The sequence below is a fragment of the Chitinispirillales bacterium ANBcel5 genome (genome assembly GCA_029688955.1).
In the GTDB taxonomy this organism is placed as follows: domain Bacteria; phylum Fibrobacterota; class Chitinivibrionia; order Chitinivibrionales; family Chitinispirillaceae; genus Cellulosispirillum; species Cellulosispirillum alkaliphilum.
The window spans coordinates 17,164-40,065 of record JARUKZ010000031.1 but is presented as its reverse complement, the minus strand read 5'-3'; the positions used below and the strand labels follow the sequence as shown (position 1 = coordinate 40,065).

Here is a 22,902-nt window from a genome sequence, read left to right as displayed (position 1 = left end):
AGAATTCTTAGCTAATAATTCACTTAAGCTAAAGAGTAAAGTGTCTCTCCACTAATAGGGTCCAAACCATACTCCTGGCAAAGGTTAACGAGAATATCTCTATGAGTAGCTGCGCAGTTCATAACCGTATCGTTACCACCGTAATAAATTATAATGGTTCCATCTTCTTTGCACTCTAAACCACATGTAAATACAACATTGGGTACGTGAACATAATCATACTCATTTACCTTGCAGTCTGCCATTGAGGGGAAAAGAATAGGGATGCCTGAAACCTTAACTTTTTGAGGGTCATTTAAATCATGAAGAGCAACTCCCAGAACGTAAGGGTTTCCGTCCATAGTTGATCTGACACCATGGAAAATGTTTATCCACCCTGCATCTGTTTTAACGGGCGGAGCTCCGGGACCGATTTTATCCTGAAATGCACCTGGTCCTTTACCGGTTTTAAAGACTGGTTGGGAATTTATCTCCCAGGGGCCGTTTTCCCAGTCTGTTGTGTAACCCAGGTGGATGCGCGTAAATGCTCCGCCAACATCACTATCTGATGGGTCATTGGGCCTGAATAAGGCAGCATACTTACCCTTAATTTTTTCTGGAAATACAACAACATTTCTCATGTCTATGTTTTGCATTGCTCCCAGTCGGGTAAAGGTGTTGAAATCCTCTGTTTGTGCTATACAGACTCGTACTCTGTCCTTTTCTTTACTGCTGTAGGCACTGTAGGTGATGGCAAAGGTGTTATCAATAGGATTTATCCTGGGGTCTTCAATACCACCGCTTTCAGTTTCTATCTGATCGTTAGGGTTAAGGTTTTCCTTGAAATCGCTGGATTGATTAGCTGGTATGAGTACTGGTGAAGGGGCAACATTCCACCGCAAAAAGCCATCTTTGCTTTTAGCCAAACCGATCACGCTGATTCCGTTTTTAAGATGTGAGCGAAAGAGCATGATGGTTTGGCCATCAAAGTAGGTAATACCGGCGTTGTGAACGGTGGTGACCTGAAGAGCAGGTGATTTCCATATTTGGTTTACTTTTTGTGGGGTTAGGATGGGGTTAAGTGGAAAGCGCAGTACTGGATTCTGGGGAGTTACATATCCGGAGAAGTACGGTTTGAAGTGAACTTTTCTATTCATGCTTCTCTCCAAAGTTAAAAAAGTGTGGATGAGCATTGTATTTGATGGGAGATGGGATACAAAGGGAGGCAATAATAGTACCACTCTTTACTGCTCTTTTCTGCACATCGCTTATAGATCTTTTCTCAAAAGTGATAAGAGCAGGACAAATTAATAATAATTGTTTGGTGAAATTGAGCGTTAAGGCCTGCCGTGTGATGGCATAGGTATTGCTCCAAAGGTTAAAAGGAATAAAAAAAACAGTATATGGTAAGTACTATTAAGCTTAGAAACGAGAGAGTGGGGTTTTGATGTTCATACAAACAGAGAAAGTAGAGTCTGTGCGGGGATTATTTGCGGTTAGAGACTGTATAGAGTCTGCGGAGAGTATTGTGATAGCTGGACATAAAAATCCCGATGGAGATTGTATCGGATCGCTTCTGTCACTGGGTCTTGGGCTGGAGCGTCTGGGCAAGCAGGTTTATATGGTATGTGATGAGGGGATTCCGGAGCGGTATTGTGAGCTTGCCGGAGCAGAAAGAGTGTACAGGCATGTGGAAGGGCGTTTTGATATTGCTATAGCGGTTGATTGCGCCGGCAGGGAGATGGTTGCAGAAGGTGGCGGGGTGTTTAGGAGGGCTAAAAAGATCATTGAAATAGATCACCATCAGTGCCGCGCAAGTTTTGGAGATTATTCCTATATAGATGATGAGGCCGCTTCGGTCGGTGAGATGGTTTTTCATCTCTTAACTGAGCTTGGAGTGGAAATAACCGCTGATATTGCTCAGAGCATCCTTACTTCCATTATAGTAGAAACCAACTCTTTTCGTCTTCCGGGTGTACGGCCCGATACTTTTCAAATATGTGCTGAACTTTTAAAGACAGGAATGGACTTTTCGCGTGTGGCGGAGACGGTTTTTTGGGTTACATCAAGGGAGACAGAAATTTTGGGTGGTATTTGTCTTTCACGGTGTAGGTTCTACCATAATGGTCAGCTTGCCTGTTCCTTCCTTACCAGGGAAGATTTTTTAAAGCTTGGTGCCGGTGAAGCCCATGGTGACCCTGTGATAGAAAAGATGCGCTCAATAAGTAGTGTAAAAATTGCTGTGCTTTTCAGAGAACAAAGAGGGGGTAAGCTGCGGGTTAGTTTCAGGTCAAAAGAGGGGATGGATGTTTCGTTATTGGCAAAAAAGTTTGGAGGCGGGGGGCACATTGGGGCTGCAGGCTGTACAATCCCCGATTCAGCACAATGCAGAGAAGAGCTTTTGAAAGCTACAGAGCAACTGTTGCTTTTGAATCAATTATCTCAGTATAGGAGTGAAAACGGGATACAAAATAGCCGCTCTGTAACCACTACGGGAGATAAATCAGATACAAAGTTTTTTAATAAACATGATGAATCGCTGATAGAACACTGCCAGGACTGGGTGACCAATCTTGGAGATTGTAAAAAGAACGAAAGCGTTCAAAAGGTAGGCCAGGGAAGCGTGGCTGTGTAAATCTGTGCGCACAATCGAAAAAAAAGGAGTAAAGTGTATGACTATGACAGGGTTAGAGAGCTTTGATACTGCTGTGCAAAAAGCTGATATTTGGCTCAAAGAAATAATGCAGGAGATGGGGGTTGATTCCCGAAGACGGGCTTATGGAGCATTAAGAGCAGTTTTACATTCTCTGAGGGATAGGCTGACACTGGATGAAGCTGCTGATTTAGGCGCTCAGCTCCCCATGCTTGTTAGAGGAATCTATTATGATGAATGGGACCCGTCACGTAATCCTGTAAAAATTCGCCATATTGATGATTTCTTAAACTACATACAGCAAAACTATCATAGTGATGGTGAGATTTCTACAGATAAAATTGCCCGATCAGTATTCAATGTATTAAAAAGAAGAGTAACAGAAGGTGAAATAAAGGATGTAAAAGGGATGATGCCTGAGGAGTTGTTGGAGCTCTGGAAGTAAAACCTACTCTTTAAACCGGGGAAAATGGTTAGCTACACCTATGTTTCCCCGGTATTTGTCTTTTCAACCCTGAAAATCATCTCTGCTGTGCACCCTGTTGCTTGTTGGTTGTTATAAAGTTGTATAGTGCCTCTGTGACTTTCAACAATCTTCTTCACTATCCCAAGTCCAAGTCCTGTACCTCCTTTGCGGGTAGTAAAAAAGGGATCAAACAATCTCTTAAGATGGTCAGGAGATATCCCGCTGCCCTGATCAATCACCTTAATAATAATATTGTCTTCCCCGGCTGCTAACTCGGTGCTCACCAGTACCTCTTTAGTGTGGTCGCTGTGAGCACAGGCGTTTTCAATAAGATTGAGCATGACCTGTTGAAGCTTCTCCTGATCACAGATAATCATTTTATCGTGCACATTTCTTCTGATCTTTAGCCTGACTTTATAATTTTTGTATTTTGATGATTGCTGCCAGGTAGAGATGGCGTCCTTTAAGATATCTTTTACTCTAAAGGCACACATATCCTTTTTCTCTACAGGACGTCCAAGATCAAGCAGTTCGTGCATTAGGTTTGATAGCCGGGTTACCTGAGCTCTAATGTGTTCAATATAGGGGCGGTACTCCTCATTTTTACCAAGCTCCATATCCAGGGCTTCTGTAATAGCAAGTATGCCATTGAGTGGATTTCTTACTTCATGAGCCACACCTGAAGTTAACAAACCAAGCATTTTCATCTCCTGGTTTTGAAAAAGTTGCTGCTCAAGGTTGCTCTGTTCAATCTCACGGGCTAAAAATCGGGAGAAGATTTCAAGTTGCTGAAACTCATATTCTGTAAAAACTCTGGGTTGGGTATCCATAGCACAAATAGCGCCGATCAGTCGTTTATCATTACCAAGAACAGGTACACCGATAAATGAAATCATATCCGGATACTCTGCAAAAAATTGGGGATAGTGTTCCTGTAGCTGCCCTGATAGCTGCAAGGGCTGCTTATCTTTTAGAATGATTCCGCAAGGATGACTACTTAAGGCTATGGAGTTTTGATGTTTCTTTATACCGTTATGGTGTTGGGACAGAGTGCTGAAATTTTTCTGATGTACTATACCCAGCGCTGCATGGGGGATGTGGAGCACTGTAGCTATGCCCGAAATTATTCTGTCATAAAGGTCGTAAAAATCATTGGTGACACTTGTTGCTATAGAGTAAACATTTTCCAGGGCTAGATGTTTTTGCAGTAGTTCATGTTCGGCTCTAAGCCGCTCTCTTGTCTCTGTTCTAAGCATCTGGTGTGAACGGTTCAGCGCAGCGGTTCTTGATTCTACACGCCTTTCAACTTCGCTGTAGGCGCTCTTTAATGCCTCTTCTGCTCTTTTGCGCTCTAATATAGTTCCAATAAGTTTTGAGCTGAGAAATAGTCTGCTTTTGGCTGTCTCGGTTATAATTGATGGGGGCGCTTTTGAGTTATAGGAAAGAGAGTAGAGTTTTTTGTAATCGACATTGATCTTTTTGGCAATCTCAGCAAGATGCTCAGGGTTTTTATAAGGATTTCCATAACCAAAAACCAGTGCCCCTACTATTTCACGGTTGGCTTTGATTGGAATCGCAAAGAGGTTTAACCCAAGGTGACATTTACTGCTAACTGCCTCTGATCGATTGATTGCTTCTTTGGCCACCGAGGAACACGACTCATGACATAACCAGCAACCACTCTCCATGGCTTCACTATTTGATTCGGTATCAACACTCTCACGTGTGGCCTGATTGAGAAAACGGCACCATTCATTAGTTATCATATTGAGAGCATAATGGCAGTTTTTTTCAAAAATTACAGTATTTATCCCGGGTAAGTTTAAAAAATCACTTGCAATGTCCTTTAACATCTCTTTGCCCAGGCTGTTTAGGATCTCTCCGTTTTTGTTTAGTGCGGTGAGGTCACCATAGGGCATAGTAGAAACAGAAGATAAAGAAGTAGGGGAGAGATAGTGAGACAGTAACCACTGGCAATAATCGGGCATGGCTTTGTTATTTTGGTGTGTACAGCACTCTTCACTGCTCAGTTCGTATAGCAGCACAATTGTAGAGAAGTTTTCAGAATATTGGAATTGTACTTTAGCTGAGGACAAGAGATACTTTTTATGGTCTGTTAAAGTGGTTATGGTGGTATTAGAATGGGGGGTATTTTTAATCCGGTCAGCGATGTAGGGTTTGTTTGCTTTGCATCTCTTAAAAACACTTTCGACCAGCTCTCCCTTAGGGTTAAAATTCAACAGGGAAACAGCTGGTTTGTTTGCGCTTGAAACACAATAGTGTTCATCGAGAATCAAAACAGCAAAGGGCAAATCGTGCAGGAGTTTCTGTGCACTGTTCTCATACTCTGCAAGATTTGAAAACACTTTAGATGAGGTATTCAAAGGGTTGTTCATTTAATATTCTCACTTCAATCATTTTTGCTATTCTTCAGCGTTTAGTTTCTTTAAAAAACGGGGGGTAGAGTTATTTGATCTCTTGTTTTATCCCCATTTACTGTAATGCTTGCTTAAGCCAAGCTACTGGAAGGAGAAAAATGGTGCCCGGCGAAGCTTAAATGAGCTTCTTTAAACAAAAATGCTACTAAAAGCGATTACAATCCAGATGGTAGATACAATATATGTTAGGAGTATTGATTCAGTAAATGGAAATATTTATAAAGAGAGAGAAAGTGGGGAGAGGGGAAGAAATGCTGGGATTTTGCCGGTAAAAGGAGCTCTGAATGGGGCTGGGTGGTATTGAAATAGTGCTTCATACTGGTTTTTTTTCACAAAAAACGTTTTTTAATGGATATTTTAAAATTTTTACATTATCTTCCCTGTTGAAACTTGCTCAATTCAGTATTCACATAATATATTTCACTTTGTATCAAAAAACGGTAATCTGAAAAAAAAGTCTAATTTCTCAAATCAACACAAGAGTGTGGAGGTATCCGATGAATAGAGTTTTGTACGGTTTCATGGTCCTTACATTTGCCATGAGTGTGGTAATGATGGGCTGTGGAGGAAAAGAAGTCACAACAGTTGAACCTACCCCTGAACCACCGCCGGTTGTTGAGGAACCGGAACCGCCACCACCGCCACCACCGCCTCCACCACCAGAGCCGGATGTAGACTCTCTGCTTCGGGAGACATTACAGACCGTTTATTTCGATTTCGATCGTTATGAATTGCTTCCAGAAACAGTTAGAAAACTTGAAACTGTGGCTCAAGTCTTAAGAGAGCACGAATCGGTGAGAATCCGTGCTGAAGGACACTGTGATGAACGTGGCTCTTCTCAGTACAACATGGGTTTGGGTGAAAATCGCGCAAGTGCAGTAAAAGATTATCTGGTAAATTATGGTATCTCTGCCAACAGAATCGATATTACTTCCTACGGTAAGGAAAATCCTGTGCGCAGAAACTGTGGTATTAACGATGACTGTCACTCACAAAACAGACGTGTTGAGTGGACAGTATTGAGTAGATAGAGTTAGCGCAAGAAGAACGGTATAAAGGGGTGATCCAAACGGGTCGCCCTTTTTTTATTAGCCATTTCTAAGCTCTTCCTTTAACTTCAAAAGCCCTTCAACCACTGTTTTTGGACAGTAACCCAGTGAGAATGCTTTTTCACTGAGCAGCGAAACATCTCTGGGTCTTGCTGCGCTTGTAACAATATCTCTCTGACTCGTAGCAGCTATAAGGGACTTATTCAGCTCAAAAATCTCCGCTATCAAACCTCCAAATTGGTATCTGCTAACAATTTCTTTTCCACCCAGGTGTAGCGTACCGCTTAGCTCCGGGGGGCATTGAAGTAAAAATCTGGCTACATCAGATGCATTCGCAGGAGTGCGGAATTCATCATGAAACAGATTAACTCTTCTATTGGCTCTCAGTGAATCGATAACAGACATGGTAAAATTTTTTTTGTTAGCACAAAAGCCGTAGAGTAATGGTAGTCTACAGATAAGGGCGTGGGGGTTTGAGCTGAGAATGCTTTTTTCTGCAAGGTGTTTGTGCTTTCCATAGGTGTTTATGGGAGATGGGGGTGAGTCTTCCCTGTAGGGAGCAGACTCACCATCAAATATTAGATCTGTGGAAGTATAGATGAACCGCACTCCTTTAAAGTAACATAATTTAGCAATATGAGCGGGGGTTTGGGTGTTTATGGCAAGTGAAAGTTTCGGGTGTCTTTCACAAGTTTCGGGAGAGGCAACAGCAGCACAATAGATTAAAGTATCTGGCGTGACCGTTTCGATAACAGCTGATAGGTTTTTATCTTTGCACAGATCACATTTGAAATTCTTAACGCCTGTTAGTGCTAATTTAGTATGATTGTAGGTGGCAGTAATATCGAACGCTGTATTCTCCCTGAGTGCCTCTCTGAGAAGGTGAAATCCCAGAAATCCACTTGCCCCTATAATGAGTATTTTCATCTCGTCTGCCTGGTAAAGGTTTCACTGCTTAGTAGTAAATATAGTATAGGAAGTTAGTGTTCGAACAGTTCCTCGTACTTCCCGTAACCTTCTTGCTGCAGTTTTCCTTTCGGAACAAAACGCAAAGCAGCTGAATTGATGCAGTACCGTAGTCCTGTGGGTTCTGGCCCATCATTAAAGAGATGTCCCAGGTGGCTCTTGCCATGTTTACTGCACACCTCTGTGCGTACCATACCGTGACTTCGATCCTCTGCTTCTATAAGGTTTTCCCTTTTCAGGGGCTTGAAAAAACTTGGCCACCCGGTACCTGAATCGTACTTGTCTTTTGATGAAAAGAGTGGCTCACCGCTTACAATATCCACATATATCCCCTCCTCATGGTTGTCCCAGAATTGATTATCGAAAGGGGGCTCGGTGCCGCACTGCTGGGTAACTCTGTACTGCAGTGGAGTCAGTTTGGACTTAATTATTTCTGGTGATGGGCGTTTATACTCTTTCATTTCCTTTTCCTTTGTTTGCCAAGAGTTGAGTTTATGAACTGTTCCCTTCCTGATGCTTTTTTGTATAATTGGTAGTGAAGGGGATTTTTTCGGTAATAGAACTGATGATCTGGTTCAGCTTTATAGAATTTTGTGGCAGGGATTATTTCTGTTACTACTTTTTTATCGAAAACGGCTGAATTTTGGAGCATCTCTTTAGACTCTAAGGCCAACCTTTTTTGCTCTTCATTGTGATAGAAGATCGCTGTTTTGTATTGTGAACCCCGGTCGGCAAATTGTCCATTAGGATCGGTAGGGTCAATTTGGAGCCAGAATATTTCAAGCAGCTTGGTATAGCTGATTTTTCCGGGATCAAACAGTACCTGAACCGCTTCTCTGTGACCGGTGTTCCCCTGGCTTACCTGTTGGTAGGTAGGGTTTTCAGTTGTGCCTCCTGTGTACCCGGCCCATACTTCAATTACTCCATCCTGAGCTTCAAAAGGACCTTGGAGGCACCAGAAACATCCTCCTGCAAATGTGGCATACTGATAATGATTGTTCATAAAAATAGTTCCTTTCTAAGAATAATTCGGCTTTTGGGGGGATAAAATTTTAGTCCAAAGAGGTAGTTATGGAATGCTTTTTGCAACCAGTCTTAAGTGAATAAGTAGATCATATTTCATGTAAAGGGGTGAAAAGTATGGGCAAAGGGATGCTGGATTTTAACACTCCGCCGCTTATGTTTGCAGCGTGGCCGGGGATGGGTGATGTAGGATTAACCGCAATGGAGTACATAAGAAGGGGAGTTGATGCAAGGCTCTTTGCTGAGCTTGATATGGGTCCATTCTATTCGCCTGAAGAAGTCGTTGTTCATAAAGGACTTGCCAGCTTTCCCGAAATTCCCAAAAGTTTTTTTATGGAGCAACACAACCCGGATCTGGTTTTCTTCGAAAGCACGATGCAGCTTGGTGGAACTGAAGCTATAACCGTGGCAGAAGCTGTTTTGGATGTGGCACGGAAAATAAAGGCCCCACGAATTTTCACCGCAGCTGCTTTCCCTTATCCTATGAGTTACAAAGCACCAAGCAGAGTTTTCGCTGCTGCAAACAGACAGAAATTTTTAAGGGAACTTTCGCTGTTTGGTATAGAGCCTATGCCTGAGGGGTTTATCAGTGGGCTTAATGGTGTATTGCTTGGAATCGCGGCTTCTCAGGACATTGAAGCAGCCTGCATCCTTGCTACTATTCCATCGTATGCCTCAGGGCTTCTTTATCCAAAGGGCTCTTTGGAAATAATTAAAGCCCTATCAAAAATCGCAGATCTTGATGTGGATACTTCTGAGATCGAAGAGCAGACACGGGCTTATGATGAGACTTATGAGGATATAGAGGAGAGACTCAGGCAGGTTTTCCCTTCAATGATTGAAGGTGATGAGGAGTTGGGATTGGAGCAACCTTTTGAACTTAAGGAGCAGCAGGGAGATGATGAGAGGGTTCCGGAAATGGTTATGAACAGAATTGAGAGGCTTTTCAGGGAGGTGGCTCAAAGTAAAAACAGGGAAAGAGCAAAGGAGCTTAAAGCGGAGTTAGACCGGTGGGGTATTTTCGACCTTTATGAGAAAAGATTTCTCGATCTGTTTAAAGAGGAGGAATAATATATTGGATAATGGCTCAAGGGTGAATCTTAATAAATCTGGGTTAGAGGAGATTTCAAAACTGCCTCAGATTGGTGAGCTTAAAGCTAAAGAGATTGTCGACCACAGGCCCTATCGCTGTTGGGAGGATTTGAAACGAAAAGTGCCAAGTATTGATGAACGGTTGTTGAAGATTCTTCAGAAGCAAAAAGACAGAATAGATTTTGAGCTTTAAAATGCAAACGAAAGTCCAAGCGAGACACCACTTAAAATCAAAGAAGAAACAGCCAGGCGTTCAAAGGTCTGGGCTCTTTTAAAAAGTGTGTCAAACCTTTCAGGCCGCTCAAAGTAATCTTCCCTTCCCAAAGAAAGGTACTGCTGATGATAATGGTTCTCAAGGGTGTAAAAGACCACCGAAGAAAGAGCGCTGAGAGCTGCTACGTAAAAATATTTTGAGTGGTAAAACCTTCTCTTGTTTAGTTGAAGGTAGATGCTGTGGGTTCCTCCATCTTCAAAAAACAGATCTTTGCATAAAGTCTGATACCCTTCTTTTGATGCTTCAATGGAAAACCGTCCAATGGGTCTAACCAGCTCAAGGGGAGTGATACCTTCGATTCCACCGGGTCCTTGGATATTAACCCCTTCAGGAGATGAATAAATCCTTATATGGTAGAGGTATTGATTTCTGAGGTTCTCTTTTATTTTCCTGGCTATAATGGATTGGGTGGCAAACAGGTCTTCCCTGCTTACAGAAAAAGAGATCAGTGGGTTGGCGACCATCTCTTTGATTTCCGATCTACTCTCGGGTGGCTTTTGGGATATGGAAGCAAGGAGTAATGGCTCTTTTGTATCCAAATCAGCTTCATTTTCTATTATAGACAGTAGAAGAGTTAGCTGCTCGGAATCATTTCTCTCAGTGGAACTCTCTTCGTACCAATGGTCCATTTCTATAAGACAGTACCCAATTTCTCTCAAAGAGGAGTATAATTCTTCGAAGAGTTCCTTTAATAGCGATTCATTGATTATATTTTCTGGATAGAGATAGGTGGTAAAGAGGAGGGGTTTGCTATCTTCAGGACACTCACTGTCAGAAGCAATAGCACTGCAATAAAGAGTTAAAACGATTAAACCTAAAACTCTCACGTGTTACCTGTCCGGTTATGAATGGGTATACCCTTCTTTGGCAAAACTCATACATGATAAATATACATTAATGTTTCGGAAGGCATTTCCTTGGTTGGGCTGAATTATAAAAACAGAAGAAATCCTACAACGTTTAGAGGTGGAGAAGGTATTGTTTCACTTCGGGTAGGTTTGTTAGTTTCAGCTCTGCTCACAGCAGCTTTTTTATCCTCCTGTATTGAACGTAGTAATCCCTGGGATCCTCATAAAGGCTGCCCCAATATAATTATTGAGGAGTTGTATGAGGAGAACACCCAGTACATCGATTCTGTTTTGAATCGCATGGCTGATTTAACTAAACGATCTGAAGATGAAGATTTGTTAGATTCAATTAATGAACTTAATGCTGATTCTGAGACTAAAAACCTACATATAAAACAGAGCAATGACTCCATTTTAGCCCTCAATAGCTACATCGATAGTCTAAATCGTATCCGTTCGGAAAACGAAACACCACAATTAAAGAGTTTATTGGATACCTTGACTTTTTATCTTTTCTCTGAAAAAGAGTTTGGTTATAAGGCAATTGAGGCACAGTTCCAGGACGGTTCGGTATATGTAGAAAAACTGATTTCTGATGTGAATGATAAGTGTCTACCAAACGGTGTCTTCCCTTCCTTCTATGTCGATTCCGTTTTTAATAAACTAGATTCTCTGGATTCCAGAATCAGCAAAATGAGGGCTTCAATCGAGCAACACAGTTACTATTTAGAGAAAAACAGCGGGTTTATTGCTGATTATAATAACAATGTTCATAACCTTAACATACAAATATTAAGATATAATGATTCTATTCTGTATGATTCCCGAACCCGTCACGAACCAACGGTTAGAAATGACCGGGAGCTTCTTGAGGCAATAAATGAGTCCAGTCCTGGTGATACAATCGTACTTGATTCAGGTGTTTACAGTGTTTCACTAAGATTTTTTAACACCGGAACAGAAGCTAACCCTATAGTCATTATCGGTGCTCCCCTTCACCGTTCAGTTCTTGATTCCAGTGATGTAATTATCAGCAATCGTTCCCATATTCAATTCTACGGCCTTGTTTTCGCAAACAGTGCTGTGAGCGGGGTGAAAGTTGAGGCTCACAGTAGATCAATTTACTTTGAAAATTGTATATTTACCAGCAACAGGCAATACGGCATTGAAGTACTTGAAAGTGAAGTAACTCTTAAGAATTGTAAAGTTTTGTATAATGGCTGGTCCGGCATACGTGCTCAGGGAAACGTCATAAGCGATTATAAACTGATAGGTGAAAATGTGTTAGTTGCTCATAACGGGCTTCATGGTATAAATCTTGTGTCTCAGACCCTTTTCTTTCAGAGAAGTACCATTTCTGATAATCGCTCACAGGGGGTACGAATAGAATCCGCTAATCGCCAGGCAGATTTTGAGCGTTGCCTTTTTACGTTCAATGGCAGCTATGGAATAAAGAGGGACGAAAACGGCTCAGAGCAGGGAACATTTACTACCCAGCTCAGTGTTTTTTACGGTAATGAAGCTGGGGCGTTTGATGCAGAAGCTTCCCATATAGAACATAATGTACCTTATATCTCGCACGATCCACTATTTCATGACAGGCAAAATGGTGATTTTACTGTTACTGCTCAGGATGTGCTCAATTTAGGTGCTGGTTTTAGGTAGAATTATACTGGAGGAGATGTGAAAAAAGTAGGACCACACGTTAGCACTGCTGGAGGGGTACACAATGCTCCCTTGAACGCCCATGCACTGGGAGCAAAGGCATTTGCACTTTTTACAAAAAACCAGAGACGCTGGGCTGCTAAACCATTAGAAGATAAGGTTGTTGATGCTTTTAAAAGCAATTTACGTGCGTGTGACTATATTCCCGATGACATCCTTCCCCATGGGAGTTATCTGCTAAACATTGGGCACCCGGATCCACAAATCCGCTCCAAATCTATTGATGCATTGATCGATGAGGCTGAACGCTGTGCATTGCTTGGTGTACCGTGGCTTAATATTCATCCAGGCAGCCATCTGGGTGCTGTTTCTGAAGAGCAATGTTTAAAAACCGTTTCTGATTCAATAAATAGGGTACTTTCTGCTGTCAGTGGTTGTGGAATTGTGATCGAAACAACTGCAGGGCAGGGGGGGAGTGTAGGGTACCAATTTGACCATTTGGCCAGAATACTTGACGGGGTCGAAGATCGCTTGCGTTGCGGAATCTGCATTGATACTTGTCATATATTCGCTGCCGGATATGATATTACCACAATTAGTAATTATGAACGTGTTATGAAAGAGCTTGATTCTCTGGTTGGAAGAGAACATATAAGAGGTGCTCATTTAAATGATTGCAAGACAACTCTTGGCAGCAGGGTTGATCGTCACGAAAGTATAGCTAAAGGCAATATCGGTGAAACCGCGTTTCGATGTTTAATGAATGATGAACGTTTTGAAGATATACCTCTTGTTCTTGAAACCATCGATGCAGCGATATGGCGTGAAGAGATAGAGCTCCTTTACAGTTTCTGTGCTTAGTATTTCAAAATGAAGCTTCCGGAATTTTCCTCATAGTAATGGAAAATGAGAATAAATGAAAAACAATAACAGACTGTGTACTAGCTGCCTGTGTTGGTGAATCTTTTTATATAAAGATTTATTGATATATGTAATATGCTTAGCCGCAGTTATCAAATTCCAAGATGGATGATTTCGGGCCTACGTGCATAATAGTAACTCAACTCTATAGTTAACAGCTTCTAAACAGGTGGAGTTTTGTTATCAAAAAGTCTGTTCGTACATAACCTTCCGTAGTTAAAAGAACTATAATTTTTTCACTAAACATTCGAGACCCGTTACTGGGATACTTGTACTTTGAATACCATATGGTTTGAGGAAAACACTAAAACCAAAATGGGGCAAAGCTTTTGCTTCATTAACCAGTATCATCACCAGAAAAGGAGTTTATTATGTCTGAGGGCGCAATACCGGGAAAGCGAAAATGGGCAATTGCCCAATGCCCATACCTGCAGGAACTGACTATGGTTGTGTTATAGAGTCTGATCTTCCCGTGGTTGTTCAGCATACCCGATTGGACAGCAGGCAGGCTGAAAATGCAATTATGAGCACAATAGCTTTTGGCAGTGATTGAAGTAAAAAGAAAGTGTCTGTAGATGCAACATCAATGGAAAAACTGGTCTGGAACAATTCATTTCACGCCAGGGAGTTATGTCGCTCCCAAAGAAGAAGAACAGGTAGCTGAGATTGTTGCCAGTGCAGCAAGAAGGGGCTTGGGTGTTCGTCCATTGGGACGAGGGCACTCCTCCTCTCCACTTGTTCAGACCGATGGAGTATTGCTTTCCCTTAAAAATTTCTCGGGAATCTCATCTTTTGACTTAGACAACTCAGAGGTATGGCTTGGAGCTGGTACCGTACTGAGCAAAGCAGGCAGAGACCTTCTTGAGATCGGTTTTTCTATGGAAAATTATGGGGATGTTGCCTATCAGTCTGCTGCAGGGGCATTTGGAACCGGAACTCATGGCTCTGGAGTGCACCTCAAAAATCTCTCCTACCATCTTACCGGAGTGAGGTTTATTGATAGTCGTGGAGAGATTATTCAGGTAGAAGAGCAGAGCAACCCTGAGTTTTTTAAGGCCGCAAGGGTTTCCCTTGGTACGCTTGGAATTTTTACAAGTGTAAGGCTTAAGGTGATACCGGCTTTTCGTGCCGTTCGTCGCTATTGGTGCACTCATGTTGATGATTGCCTTGAACACATTGAAGAGCTTCAGAATAATAACCGTAGTTTTGATTTTTACTGGTACCCACGTAGCGATCTGGTTCAGATACGCACACTCAATCTGGTAAATGAAGATAAGAATGAGGCTACAGGTTCATCACAATTGCGAAAAGAAAAATATGGTTATGCTACTGACATAATCCCACATGAGCGAACTTTAAAATATCATGAAATGGAGTTTGCTTATCCTCTCAAAATGGGCCCCCTGGTATTTAGGAGGATCAGGAACAGGGTAAAAAAGATCCATAGAAAAGATGTTTGTTGGAGGGTTTTGTATAGAACTGTTGCCGGGGATGATACTTTTCTCAGCAACTGTTACGGTCAGGACACAGTGGCAATCACCATTCACCAGAATGTTACTCTTCCCTATGAGCAGTATTTTGCCGATATGGAGCCACTGTTTGTGTCTTTGGGAGGGCGTCCGCATTGGGCCAAAAAGCACTCACTGCAATCTGAATCGTTAAAAGAGCGCTACCCTATGTGGGACGATTTTCTCGCTGTCCGTAAAAAGTGGGATCCCGAAGGGGTTTTTCTAAATAGCTATTTGCGACAACTGTTTGGTTTAAAGAGCTAAGAGCAAAGAAAGGAAGAGACGTTTTGGAGGCGATGGGAAAAAGGGTATGGGTTATTTCTGGTGGATATATTAACATCGAGTCTACCGGGCATGAGCCAGAACTAACCAGTCACGATACTGTAGCAGTTTTAAACACAGGCAACAGGGGTACAAAACTATCCATAGAAATTTTTTACAGCGATCGTAAGCAGGAGGGGGCTCATCATATTTTGGTTGATGCGCAAAGGGTGCGTCTGATACGTTTTAATGATCTTATTGATCCCGAACCTATTTTACTTGGAAAAGCGTTTGGAGCGGTGATAAAGAGCAGTGAAGCGATAGTTGTGCAGTTCTCAAAACAAACTACAGCTTCATCTGCTCTTAGTGAGATAACGACTTTGGGCTATTGTGAGTAGTTATTAGGTCGCTACATCAAAGCTACGCAGAGTATCTTCCGGAGTTTTACAACGATAAAATTCTCTCCAGAGCAGATCATAGGATTCCATGAGTTTTTGCTCTGTGAAATTTTTGGGTTTAAAGACCACGTTGGAGTGGTTCCAGAGGTCATAGTTTCGGTGAAGAACCCTGTTTTCTTTGACCACCTGTGTTCCAAAAGGGGTTCCCGGGAAGGGAGTAATAATATAGAATTCAGCTAAATCGATACGAGCATCATCACAAAATTTTAGAATTCTGTCAACAACTCCTTCGTCCTGATCATCAAACCCTATTCCAAACGACCCAAAGAAATGTATTCCGCTGTCTTCGATCATTCGGACCAGATCGACACCTTTTTTCCAGTCTTCCGCACTGCACTCAGGGCTTAAAAGGTTTTTGGATACACTGTCAAAGCCAAAGATCGTATAGATCGACTCAGCTTTCCCTTCATAGAGCTTTTTATAGAATTGGGGATCGGGGACCATCATCATGGTTGAAGCCAGAAATATTCCTGCATTGAGATCTTTTGTTCGCTCCATTATTTGAAGCAGAAAGCGCATGTTTTTCTTCCCCGGCAGCATCACTGTATCGTCGGTGAAATAGAACTGTCTGTAGGGCATGGATTCGATGTCTTTAATTATGTTTTCGACCGGTCTGAACCGAAACAGAGGACCTTCTTTTTCAGGAATGGGACATCCTGAGCACTTAACCGGGCACCCACGCATCGTAAGCACAAGGTGTGCATTCCATTTATATTTGTCACTGCTGAATATTTCTCTTTTGGGGATGGGAAACTCCGAAAGGCAATAAGGTTTGGTTGCTTGGTAGACTTTTTTTAAATTTTTGGCCCGGGCATCTTCAAGTACCTCATGCCAAATAGGTTCTACTTCACCAATACACACAGAATCGCAGTGCTGGAGGCATTCATCGGGAATTGCAGTGGGGTGGATTCCACCCATAATGGTTGGGGTTCCTCTTTTTTTGAACTCATCGGCTATTTTGTATGCTCTTTGGGCTTGTGGTGTAAAACAGCTTATTACTACAAGATCCACCTTTTCATCAAAGTCTATTTGCTCTCCAATATTATCATCTGTTAGGTTAACTTCGATATCCTCTGGAGTAAGTGACGCGATAATCGGCAAAGCCAGTGAGGGTGGCATTGTGTAGTCTCCCACTACATGATCTTTTAGTGATTCACGAAGAGAGGGGTGGTCCTCAAGAAATTTCTTGAACTTGGGATAAATGAGACGAAGTTTCAAAGTATACTCCAGGTTATAACTGTTTTTTTTCAGTGTTGGTAGTCTGCAGTCTTATAGCCCTTAATGTGCAGGGTATGAGGCTTACTGATTTTGAAACTATAAAATATTATAGGCACATTAAGGAAACCAGCACTGTAAGCAATGGAAACAAGTATGTAGAGTAGGGTAAAAGAAATAAAATGGTAACACAGGCGCAGTATGAAAAACGAGAGTTATTTGAATCGTTGTAATTAATCAGGTATTTTATTATCTTAGAACGATTTGTAATTTCAACTTTTCGGTCATATTTTCAGTGAACAAAGAAGACAATGTATATCTGTCCATAGTTATACCCGCTTTTAATGAAGCGGGAGCGATTAGGGCTGGTAAGCTTAACCGCATCGTTACCTGGGTTGAAGAGCAGGCATTTAGCTCTGAAATTGTAGTAGTAGATGATGGTAGTTTAGATGAGACTGCATCACTTGCTGCTCTTTCTGCAGACAGGGTGCTGAGGATAGAACATGCTGGTAAGGCCACCGCTTTAGTCAGTGGGATCTCACAGGCCAGGGGAGAGAAGATTCTTTTCACTGATATGGATCAGGCAACGCCAATAAAGGAAGCCTCTAAGCTTCTCGATGCACTCAAAACTGTGGATGTTGCGATTGGCAGCAGGGGGCTGGTTCGTCCCGGAGCCCCACTAGGAAGGTATTTGCTCTCCTGGGGTCAGGTAGTTTTACGAACTTTGATACTTGGTCTTAAATTCTCTGATACTCAGTGCGGCTTTAAGGCAATGAGCTCAGGGGCGTGTAAGGATATTGTTTCAAAGCTTTATCTCTACAGAACCAATCGAAGAAAGAAGCTACACGGTCCCAGTGTCACAAGTGGCTTTGATGTGGAGTTTCTTTATGTAGCTAAAAAGCTTGGCTACAGTGTAGCGGAGATAGGGGTAGAGTGGAATTACCAGGAAACCCGCAGAGTTAATCTTTTCCGTGATTCCTTACGCGGGATAAGGGATCTGATTTATATAAAAATGGCTGCTTTAACGGCTAAATACTCACGAAGAAGCTAAAGATTAGTCTCAGGGAAAGTAAAATGTTGCGTTTAGGCTGGGTAAGATCAATTTTATAGTATCACGGCTCAAAAATAACAGAATTTTTTAATACCCCAAATACCGGAGGAGGTAAAAATGGGTGTGAACAAAGCGATTCTCATAGGAAATTTAGGTCGGGATCCGGAACTCAAGTACACTCCCTCAGGTCAACCGGTAGCGTCATTCCCACTAGCAACTTCTGAGCGTTGGACCGACAAGTCCGGCCAGAGACAGGATCGCACTGAGTGGCATAATATTGTTGTGTGGGGACGTCAGGCGGAATTTGTTAACCAGTATTTAAAAAAAGGAAGGTCCTGCTATATCGAGGGAAAGATCAGCACTCGCTCCTGGGATGATCGGGATGGTAACAAGAAGTATCGTACAGAAATAGTGGCTCTATCTGTTGAGTTTTTAAACTCTCCTTCCGGTTCGTCCGGATCTGCTCAATCTGGATCGAATCAGTCGCAAAACTTCCAGAATTCATCACCTTCTCCTCAGTATGAGCCTCAGGTGAATGAACAATTTTCTGCCGATGAAGATCTTCCTTTTTAAAAAAACACCCCTTTTTTCAGAGCGGATCATTGGATTCGCTCTGTTTAAGAGCTTATGTCGATCTTTATATTGCTGCTTTTTTTAACGACACTGTTTATCGTTCTTTCTGCATTTTTTTCCGCTTCTGAAACGGCACTTTTTTCCATACCCAGGGAGAGAATACTTTCTTTCCAAACTCATGAAAAACGATCGTACAACCTTGTCTACTCTCTTCTTCTTGATGGACAGCGCACATTACTTTTGATTCTGCTGGGTAATACTTTTGTGAATATTACCCTTGCCGGAATCGTTTATTCGTGGATGAGCCTCATTTTTCGCGAACAATCTGCTCTAGTGAGCCTTTTTGCAGGAACTGGTATTATAGTTGTTTTTGGTGAAATTATTCCAAAAAACTATGCACTTAGAAATAATGAAGCTCTTGCGGTTTCTATCGCCCCCTATTTTCACAGGTTAAAACGGTTACTCTCTCCTGTTTTGTCTTTTATTGCCCGACTCAATCAGTTTTTCCTAAAAAAATTTAGGGTACACCTTAAAAGCCCCTCTCCATTTGTTACTTTCGAAGAGCTTAAATGGGGAATAATAAATCTTAGAAAGCGTGGTGCTATAACCCCAAGCGAACAGGAAATGATACAGGGGATGCTTGAACAGGGGGCGCTTGCTGTAAAAAAATTTATGACCCACCGTTCAATGATACCTGTTTTTCTGCCTACAAAGAGGTGCAGCGATGCGATTAGAGAGATGAGCGAGTTAAAACAGACATTTGCGCTGGTCAGCGACTCTGAAAGTAAACTGCATGTTAAAGGGTTTGTTAGGCTTCACTCACTTCTCAAATCGCCTCCCCATGCTCCGGTGGGGCGGCACTGCTATGGTGCCCATTGGGTTCCGGATAGTGTCGAGATGGCGCAATTGTTGGCTTTTATGTTTCGCAAAAAAGTTACCGAAGTTTGTGTTCTCGATGAATTTGGGGGATATTCGGGGGTGTTTTCGTTATCCGTGGGGCTTAGAAAAATATTTCAGTCGGCGCAGCAAACCACCGAAACTATTCATTTCAAGATCCCTGCAGCATCAATGGTTTTTGATGGATTGCAGGATATTGAGTCGATGGAGGAGTGGTTACCACCTACTCTTTCACAACATTCCCAGGGTGCCAGAACGTTAAATGGGTTACTGAGCAATTATTTGGGGCGTATACCCGAAACCGGAGATAAGTTTTTTGTAGATGAATGGTATTTTTACGTAGTTAAAGCAGAACCGACAAGGATAAGTACTGTTCTTATAAGAAAGAAGATTACATAAAGAACAGCGTTGCTTTACTGAGGTTTTTTCTTTACTACAATTCTGTTGCCGTCAGTAGCAGCTACAATTACAGGCGAGTTTTTGGCTATAAACTCTCCTCTGCTTACCACATCACAGCGTTTGCTCCCAATGATTGCTACCCCCGCAGGTCTAAGATCTGTAACCGTTTCCCCTTCAACCCCTATAAGCTCTTTTGGGGACTTAGGTTCATTGGCATCTGAGCCATCACCCTGACCCAAAGAACTCCTAAGAGTAACAGGTGAGATGGCAAGCAATTTTACTCCTATAATAATCAGTATGGGAATAAGTATTAGATCTGCTGCAAGAAGCACAAAACCGGCAGTTGTTGAAACATTAGCAAAGACAAGATAGAGGGAATAAGCAAAGAGCCCCAGCGCTGTTACAGTGAGTATTCCTGCCGATGGGAGTATAAACTCTGCAAGGATTATTATGATTCCAAGCAGTTGAATTAGTATAGGAATTAGGATATCTCTCATATTTATACCTTACGTTTTACCACTATTCTTGAGCCCCTGAGTTCTGAAACAACTACTTCTGAACCGTTGTCAACAAATTCCCCTTCGGTTACAACATCATAGGGCTCACCATTAATCTCCACTTTTCCTGAAGGACGAAGGGCTGAGACAACCGTGGCGGTTTCGCCTACAGCAGGTAGGGCCAGCTCTTCGTTATCGATACGTGCATCTTTTAAGGTTTCGCTCAGGTAAGGCCCCTTAACTACCATCCCTATGTGAGGGAAAAGATAGCGGAAAAACGCAACTATAATGACCACCGATCCCAGCAGGCTTGCAACCACCATGGTGATATTGCGTACTAATATATCCTGCTGCCATGGAATTTCAGGGCTTGGTATCACGAAATTCTGAAAAGAGAGAACCATCCCTGCCATCATAAGCAGTATTCCAATAAAACCCATGAAACCGAAACCAGGTGTCACAAATACCTCAAAAGAGAGAAAAACCAGTCCCAGTATCAAAAGGAGCAGTTCTGTATAATCGGCGAGTCCAACCATGTACTGTCCCAGGAAAACAGCGGCAAGGCAGATTACACCTATTAAACCCGGGAGGCCAAAACCGGGTGAACGTATTTCAATATACAGGGCAGCAAACCCGATCATCATGAGCATTGGAGCGATGCGGCCTATAAAGCGAACCAGAGTTTCTGACCAGCTTTCTTCAATTCTGATGATTTCGGCCTCATGGTATCCCATATCCTCAAGCATCTCATCAACAGTGTTCACGCTTTTGCGCGAGAATCCAAGTTCCACTGCTTCAGTATCGGTCATAGTGAGAAGTTCACCTTTTCTGACCACTGTTTGGGTTGAAACAATCTGTTCCCTTATTTGGGGGCTTAGATCTGCATATCCGGTAGAGTCGACATAGAAGCTTGAATCTGGAAGTGTTACTTCAAGAACCGTTAGCTCCTCAGTAACCATTGCTTCTGTAAGCACTTCCGGATAGTTATTTCTTCTTGCAAGGGCACGAAACTTTGCTCTTATGGGAGATTGATACTTTTCACCAAGCATCTGTGGCCCTTCACTGGACATAATAAGTGGTGCAACATCCCCTATGGTGGTATTATTGCGCATATAGAGCTGATCGGCAGCAAGCGCAATGAGAGCTCCGGCGGAGATTGCCTGAACTTGCACATAGGAGACAGTGGGAGTGCTGTTTATAGCGGCAATAGTATCTGCAATAGTAAAAGCGGCATCGACCTGCCCACCGAAGGTATCAATTTCAAACACAATCAATGGGTTACTGTACTCTTTAGCTTCTCTAATAGCTCTGGATATAAAAGCTGCCATCCCTGCATCAACTGTACCCTCTATTCTGATAACAATTACCTTGTCAGATAAATTGGAGGTATCTGGTCTTTCCTGTGCTGCTATGAGGGATAGGAAAGCGAAGATGAAAATGAGTTTGGCTATAGTAGTAAATGTTCGCATAAATCAAAAATAGGGTTCGCAGCGTGAGCTGTCAATATAATAAGATATTATATATAGTAGAAAAGAGCGTTTCTTCAGGGTGGCTGGTTAATTTAAAGTGTACTACGTTGATGGAAATGAAGATATTGGGATGCATAGATGAAAAATGGCGTAATTGCATGATTTGAAAATAGTTACTGGGTTGTTTCGTAATGCGTTAACTAAGGTTTGATTGAAAGGAACAACTAGATGGATAAAGTAACTCTAAAAATCACTTTTAATAACGTTGCGTTATGGTGTTGCAGATACCAATTTTATATAGTAAGTAGTTTATCACTCCGGCAGCCGGAAGGCGGTTTAATCGGTTAAGTATGGATATGAAAACAGAAACACTGTATTTTCGTGATATCGGACGATATCGTTTGATTGATGAAAAGCATGAGCGTGAGTTGGTCAGACGCGTACAGCAGGATGACCGCAAAGCCACCAATGAGCTGATTACTTCTAATTTAAGATTTGTGATCAGTGTTGCAAGGCGCTATCGTGGACGGGGGTTGAGTTTTCTTGAGCTTATTAATGAAGGAAACATGGGGCTTATCAAGGCTGCAAAACGATTTGATCTTAACGTTAAGGTTAAGTTTATCAGTTATGCGGTATGGTGGGTTCGTCAGGGAATACAGAAAGCGCTGCTTGAGCAGGCTGACACAATACGGATCCCCCCTAATAAGCTTGCTTTGGTTAATAAGTTTAAGAAGGCTTTGGATCGTAATCTGGGTGATTATCATGCTACTATCGAGATGGAGGAGTTTAGGGATCATGAGAAGGATATTGTAGAAGTAATGGATAAACTCTATGGGGTTTCTTTAGACGCCCCGCTTCCGGGTAACAACCTGGGAGAAGAGAGCACGATGACACTTCAGGATATCCTGGGAGTTGATCCGGATCAGGATGGGGAGAGTGGGCGAAAAGAGCTTGCTTCTGTTCTTGATAGTGTCCTTCAGTATATCACCAGCAGAGAAGAGCGGATATTGAGGATGTATTTTGGGTTGAATTTTTCTAAGCAGTTTACCCTTGAAGAGATTGGCAAAGAGCTGAAACTCACAAGAGAAAGGGTCAGATTAATACGAGACCGCTCTCTTCGTAAATTGATGCAAAATCCAGATTCCAGGGCAAAGCTGTCGCCGTTTTTTCATGATATCAGGCAGTAACCGATCGGAAATA

At 42.3% G+C, this 22,902-nt stretch carries 24 protein-coding genes; 15 read left to right on the top strand and 9 right to left on the bottom strand.

Annotation, left to right across the window (positions count from 1 at the left end):
- Window positions 1-23: 23 nt before the first annotated feature.
- The gene (locus QA601_14505; GenBank protein MDG5816303.1) at window positions 24-1,136 is read right to left on the bottom strand and encodes a hypothetical protein; all 1,113 of its coding nucleotides are present in this window, start codon (window positions 1,134-1,136) and stop codon (window positions 24-26) included.
- A 290-nt stretch (window positions 1,137-1,426) separates the two neighbouring features.
- Here QA601_14505 and QA601_14500 point away from each other — a divergent pair, with 290 nt between their 5' ends.
- Both QA601_14500 and QA601_14495 read left to right on the top strand, forming a co-directional pair.
- A complete protein-coding gene (locus QA601_14500) occupies window positions 1,427-2,614 on the top strand; it encodes a DHH family phosphoesterase (protein ID MDG5816302.1) in 1,188 nt (395 codons plus the stop codon).
- 37 nt (window positions 2,615-2,651) lie between these two features.
- On the top strand, window positions 2,652-3,077 hold the full coding sequence (locus QA601_14495) for a DUF2267 domain-containing protein (GenBank protein MDG5816301.1): 426 nt from the start codon (window positions 2,652-2,654) through the stop codon (window positions 3,075-3,077).
- Window positions 3,078-3,115: 38 nt separating this feature from the next.
- Here QA601_14495 and QA601_14490 read toward each other — a convergent pair whose 3' ends face one another.
- Complete coding sequence (locus QA601_14490; protein ID MDG5816300.1) at window positions 3,116-5,494, bottom strand: ATP-binding protein; 2,379 nt, start codon at window positions 5,492-5,494, stop codon at window positions 3,116-3,118.
- A 208-nt stretch (window positions 5,495-5,702) separates the two neighbouring features.
- On the opposite strand from QA601_14490, the gene QA601_14485 reads away from it, so the two are divergent.
- Both QA601_14485 and QA601_14480 read left to right on the top strand, forming a co-directional pair.
- On the top strand, window positions 5,703-5,840 hold the full coding sequence (locus QA601_14485) for a hypothetical protein (protein MDG5816299.1): 138 nt from the start codon (window positions 5,703-5,705) through the stop codon (window positions 5,838-5,840).
- 193 nt (window positions 5,841-6,033) lie between these two features.
- Window positions 6,034-6,567, top strand: coding sequence for an OmpA family protein (locus tag QA601_14480; protein ID MDG5816298.1), 534 nt, complete (start codon window positions 6,034-6,036; stop codon window positions 6,565-6,567).
- Between the two features lie 57 nt (window positions 6,568-6,624).
- Here the strand turns inward: QA601_14480 and QA601_14475 are convergent, their stop codons facing one another.
- Genes QA601_14475 through msrA form a run of 3 tightly spaced genes read right to left on the bottom strand, consistent with a single transcriptional unit; the run spans window position 6,625 to window position 8,554 of the window.
- Window positions 6,625-7,512, bottom strand: a complete 888-nt coding sequence (locus tag QA601_14475; GenBank protein MDG5816297.1) for an SDR family oxidoreductase — start codon at window positions 7,510-7,512, stop codon at window positions 6,625-6,627.
- Window positions 7,513-7,565: 53 nt separating this feature from the next.
- Window positions 7,566-8,012, bottom strand: a complete 447-nt coding sequence (gene msrB / locus QA601_14470) for a peptide-methionine (R)-S-oxide reductase MsrB (GenBank protein MDG5816296.1) — start codon at window positions 8,010-8,012, stop codon at window positions 7,566-7,568.
- Window positions 8,009-8,554, bottom strand: coding sequence for a peptide-methionine (S)-S-oxide reductase MsrA (gene msrA / locus QA601_14465; GenBank protein ID MDG5816295.1), 546 nt, complete (start codon window positions 8,552-8,554; stop codon window positions 8,009-8,011). The genes msrB and msrA overlap by 4 nt, the downstream gene beginning before the upstream one ends.
- A gap of 137 nt (window positions 8,555-8,691) precedes the next feature.
- On the opposite strand from msrA, the gene QA601_14460 reads away from it, so the two are divergent.
- Together QA601_14460 and QA601_14455 are read left to right on the top strand one after the other, a co-directional pair.
- Complete coding sequence (locus tag QA601_14460) at window positions 8,692-9,645, top strand: PAC2 family protein (protein ID MDG5816294.1); 954 nt, start codon at window positions 8,692-8,694, stop codon at window positions 9,643-9,645.
- Between the two features lie 4 nt (window positions 9,646-9,649).
- Entirely contained in the window at window positions 9,650-9,859 is a 210-nt protein-coding gene (locus tag QA601_14455; protein MDG5816293.1) for a helix-hairpin-helix domain-containing protein, read from the top strand.
- On the opposite strand, the gene QA601_14450 is transcribed toward QA601_14455, so the two are convergent.
- Window positions 9,856-10,767 (bottom strand): PEGA domain-containing protein, encoded by a 912-nt coding sequence (locus QA601_14450; protein ID MDG5816292.1) that lies wholly within the window; start codon window positions 10,765-10,767, stop codon window positions 9,856-9,858. The two genes, QA601_14455 and QA601_14450, sit on opposite strands and share 4 nt — an antisense overlap.
- Window positions 10,768-10,857: 90 nt before the next feature.
- Between QA601_14450 and QA601_14445 the strand changes: the two genes are divergently transcribed.
- The 5 genes from QA601_14445 (at window position 10,858) to QA601_14425 (ending at window position 15,541) form a co-directional block, all read left to right on the top strand.
- Window positions 10,858-12,453 (top strand): right-handed parallel beta-helix repeat-containing protein, encoded by a 1,596-nt coding sequence (locus tag QA601_14445; GenBank protein ID MDG5816291.1) that lies wholly within the window; start codon window positions 10,858-10,860, stop codon window positions 12,451-12,453.
- A gap of 18 nt (window positions 12,454-12,471) precedes the next feature.
- Window positions 12,472-13,314 (top strand): deoxyribonuclease IV, encoded by an 843-nt coding sequence (gene nfo, locus QA601_14440; protein ID MDG5816290.1) that lies wholly within the window; start codon window positions 12,472-12,474, stop codon window positions 13,312-13,314.
- A 463-nt stretch (window positions 13,315-13,777) separates the two neighbouring features.
- Window positions 13,778-13,927 (top strand): sensory rhodopsin transducer, encoded by a 150-nt coding sequence (locus QA601_14435; protein ID MDG5816289.1) that lies wholly within the window; start codon window positions 13,778-13,780, stop codon window positions 13,925-13,927.
- A gap of 22 nt (window positions 13,928-13,949) precedes the next feature.
- Window positions 13,950-15,146, top strand: a complete 1,197-nt coding sequence (locus tag QA601_14430; GenBank protein MDG5816288.1) for a D-arabinono-1,4-lactone oxidase — start codon at window positions 13,950-13,952, stop codon at window positions 15,144-15,146.
- Window positions 15,147-15,178: 32 nt separating this feature from the next.
- Window positions 15,179-15,541, top strand: a complete 363-nt coding sequence (locus QA601_14425; protein MDG5816287.1) for a sensory rhodopsin transducer — start codon at window positions 15,179-15,181, stop codon at window positions 15,539-15,541.
- 3 nt (window positions 15,542-15,544) lie between these two features.
- Here QA601_14425 and QA601_14420 read toward each other — a convergent pair whose 3' ends face one another.
- The gene (locus QA601_14420; protein MDG5816286.1) at window positions 15,545-16,819 is read right to left on the bottom strand and encodes a cobalamin-dependent protein; all 1,275 of its coding nucleotides are present in this window, start codon (window positions 16,817-16,819) and stop codon (window positions 15,545-15,547) included.
- Between the two features lie 292 nt (window positions 16,820-17,111).
- On the opposite strand from QA601_14420, the gene QA601_14415 reads away from it, so the two are divergent.
- The 3 genes from QA601_14415 to QA601_14405 all read left to right on the top strand — a co-directional run bounded on the left by QA601_14415 (window position 17,112) and on the right by QA601_14405 (window position 19,736).
- On the top strand, window positions 17,112-17,867 hold the full coding sequence (locus QA601_14415) for a glycosyltransferase (protein ID MDG5816285.1): 756 nt from the start codon (window positions 17,112-17,114) through the stop codon (window positions 17,865-17,867).
- Between the two features lie 117 nt (window positions 17,868-17,984).
- On the top strand, window positions 17,985-18,440 hold the full coding sequence (locus QA601_14410; GenBank protein ID MDG5816284.1) for a single-stranded DNA-binding protein: 456 nt from the start codon (window positions 17,985-17,987) through the stop codon (window positions 18,438-18,440).
- Between the two features lie 54 nt (window positions 18,441-18,494).
- A complete protein-coding gene (locus QA601_14405) occupies window positions 18,495-19,736 on the top strand; it encodes a CNNM domain-containing protein (GenBank protein ID MDG5816283.1) in 1,242 nt (413 codons plus the stop codon).
- 14 nt (window positions 19,737-19,750) lie between these two features.
- Here QA601_14405 and QA601_14400 read toward each other — a convergent pair whose 3' ends face one another.
- Both QA601_14400 and QA601_14395 read right to left on the bottom strand, forming a co-directional pair.
- Window positions 19,751-20,233, bottom strand: a complete 483-nt coding sequence (locus QA601_14400) for an NfeD family protein (protein MDG5816282.1) — start codon at window positions 20,231-20,233, stop codon at window positions 19,751-19,753.
- 2 nt (window positions 20,234-20,235) lie between these two features.
- The gene (locus tag QA601_14395) at window positions 20,236-21,702 is read right to left on the bottom strand and encodes an NfeD family protein (GenBank protein MDG5816281.1); all 1,467 of its coding nucleotides are present in this window, start codon (window positions 21,700-21,702) and stop codon (window positions 20,236-20,238) included.
- A gap of 356 nt (window positions 21,703-22,058) precedes the next feature.
- On the opposite strand from QA601_14395, the gene QA601_14390 reads away from it, so the two are divergent.
- Window positions 22,059-22,889, top strand: a complete 831-nt coding sequence (locus QA601_14390) for an RNA polymerase sigma factor RpoD/SigA (GenBank protein MDG5816280.1) — start codon at window positions 22,059-22,061, stop codon at window positions 22,887-22,889.
- The last annotated feature ends 13 nt before the right edge of the window (window positions 22,890-22,902 follow it).

Bases quoted from the DNA above. Each gene is read 5' to 3' on its own strand.
- QA601_14485 (MDG5816299.1), top strand. From the start codon at position 5,703: ATGGTAGATACAATATATGTTAGGAGTATTGATTCAGTAAATGGAAAT.
- QA601_14475 (MDG5816297.1), bottom strand. From the start codon at position 7,512: ATGAAAATACTCATTATAGGGGCAAGTGGATTTCTGGGATTTCACCTT.
- QA601_14395 (MDG5816281.1), bottom strand. From the start codon at position 21,702: ATGCGAACATTTACTACTATAGCCAAACTCATTTTCATCTTCGCTTTC.
- QA601_14435 (MDG5816289.1), top strand. From the start codon at position 13,778: ATGGGCAATTGCCCAATGCCCATACCTGCAGGAACTGACTATGGTTGT.
- msrB (MDG5816296.1), bottom strand. From the start codon at position 8,012: ATGAAAGAGTATAAACGCCCATCACCAGAAATAATTAAGTCCAAACTG.
- QA601_14495 (MDG5816301.1), top strand. From the start codon at position 2,652: ATGACTATGACAGGGTTAGAGAGCTTTGATACTGCTGTGCAAAAAGCT.
- QA601_14490 (MDG5816300.1), bottom strand. From the start codon at position 5,494: ATGAACAACCCTTTGAATACCTCATCTAAAGTGTTTTCAAATCTTGCA.
- QA601_14480 (MDG5816298.1), top strand. From the start codon at position 6,034: ATGAATAGAGTTTTGTACGGTTTCATGGTCCTTACATTTGCCATGAGT.
- QA601_14505 (MDG5816303.1), bottom strand. From the start codon at position 1,136: ATGAATAGAAAAGTTCACTTCAAACCGTACTTCTCCGGATATGTAACT.
- QA601_14460 (MDG5816294.1), top strand. From the start codon at position 8,692: ATGGGCAAAGGGATGCTGGATTTTAACACTCCGCCGCTTATGTTTGCA.
- msrA (MDG5816295.1), bottom strand. From the start codon at position 8,554: ATGAACAATCATTATCAGTATGCCACATTTGCAGGAGGATGTTTCTGG.
- QA601_14405 (MDG5816283.1), top strand. From the start codon at position 18,495: ATGTCGATCTTTATATTGCTGCTTTTTTTAACGACACTGTTTATCGTT.
- QA601_14500 (MDG5816302.1), top strand. From the start codon at position 1,427: ATGTTCATACAAACAGAGAAAGTAGAGTCTGTGCGGGGATTATTTGCG.
- QA601_14430 (MDG5816288.1), top strand. From the start codon at position 13,950: ATGCAACATCAATGGAAAAACTGGTCTGGAACAATTCATTTCACGCCA.
- QA601_14410 (MDG5816284.1), top strand. From the start codon at position 17,985: ATGGGTGTGAACAAAGCGATTCTCATAGGAAATTTAGGTCGGGATCCG.
- QA601_14390 (MDG5816280.1), top strand. From the start codon at position 22,059: ATGAAAACAGAAACACTGTATTTTCGTGATATCGGACGATATCGTTTG.
- QA601_14400 (MDG5816282.1), bottom strand. From the start codon at position 20,233: ATGAGAGATATCCTAATTCCTATACTAATTCAACTGCTTGGAATCATA.
- QA601_14425 (MDG5816287.1), top strand. From the start codon at position 15,179: ATGGGAAAAAGGGTATGGGTTATTTCTGGTGGATATATTAACATCGAG.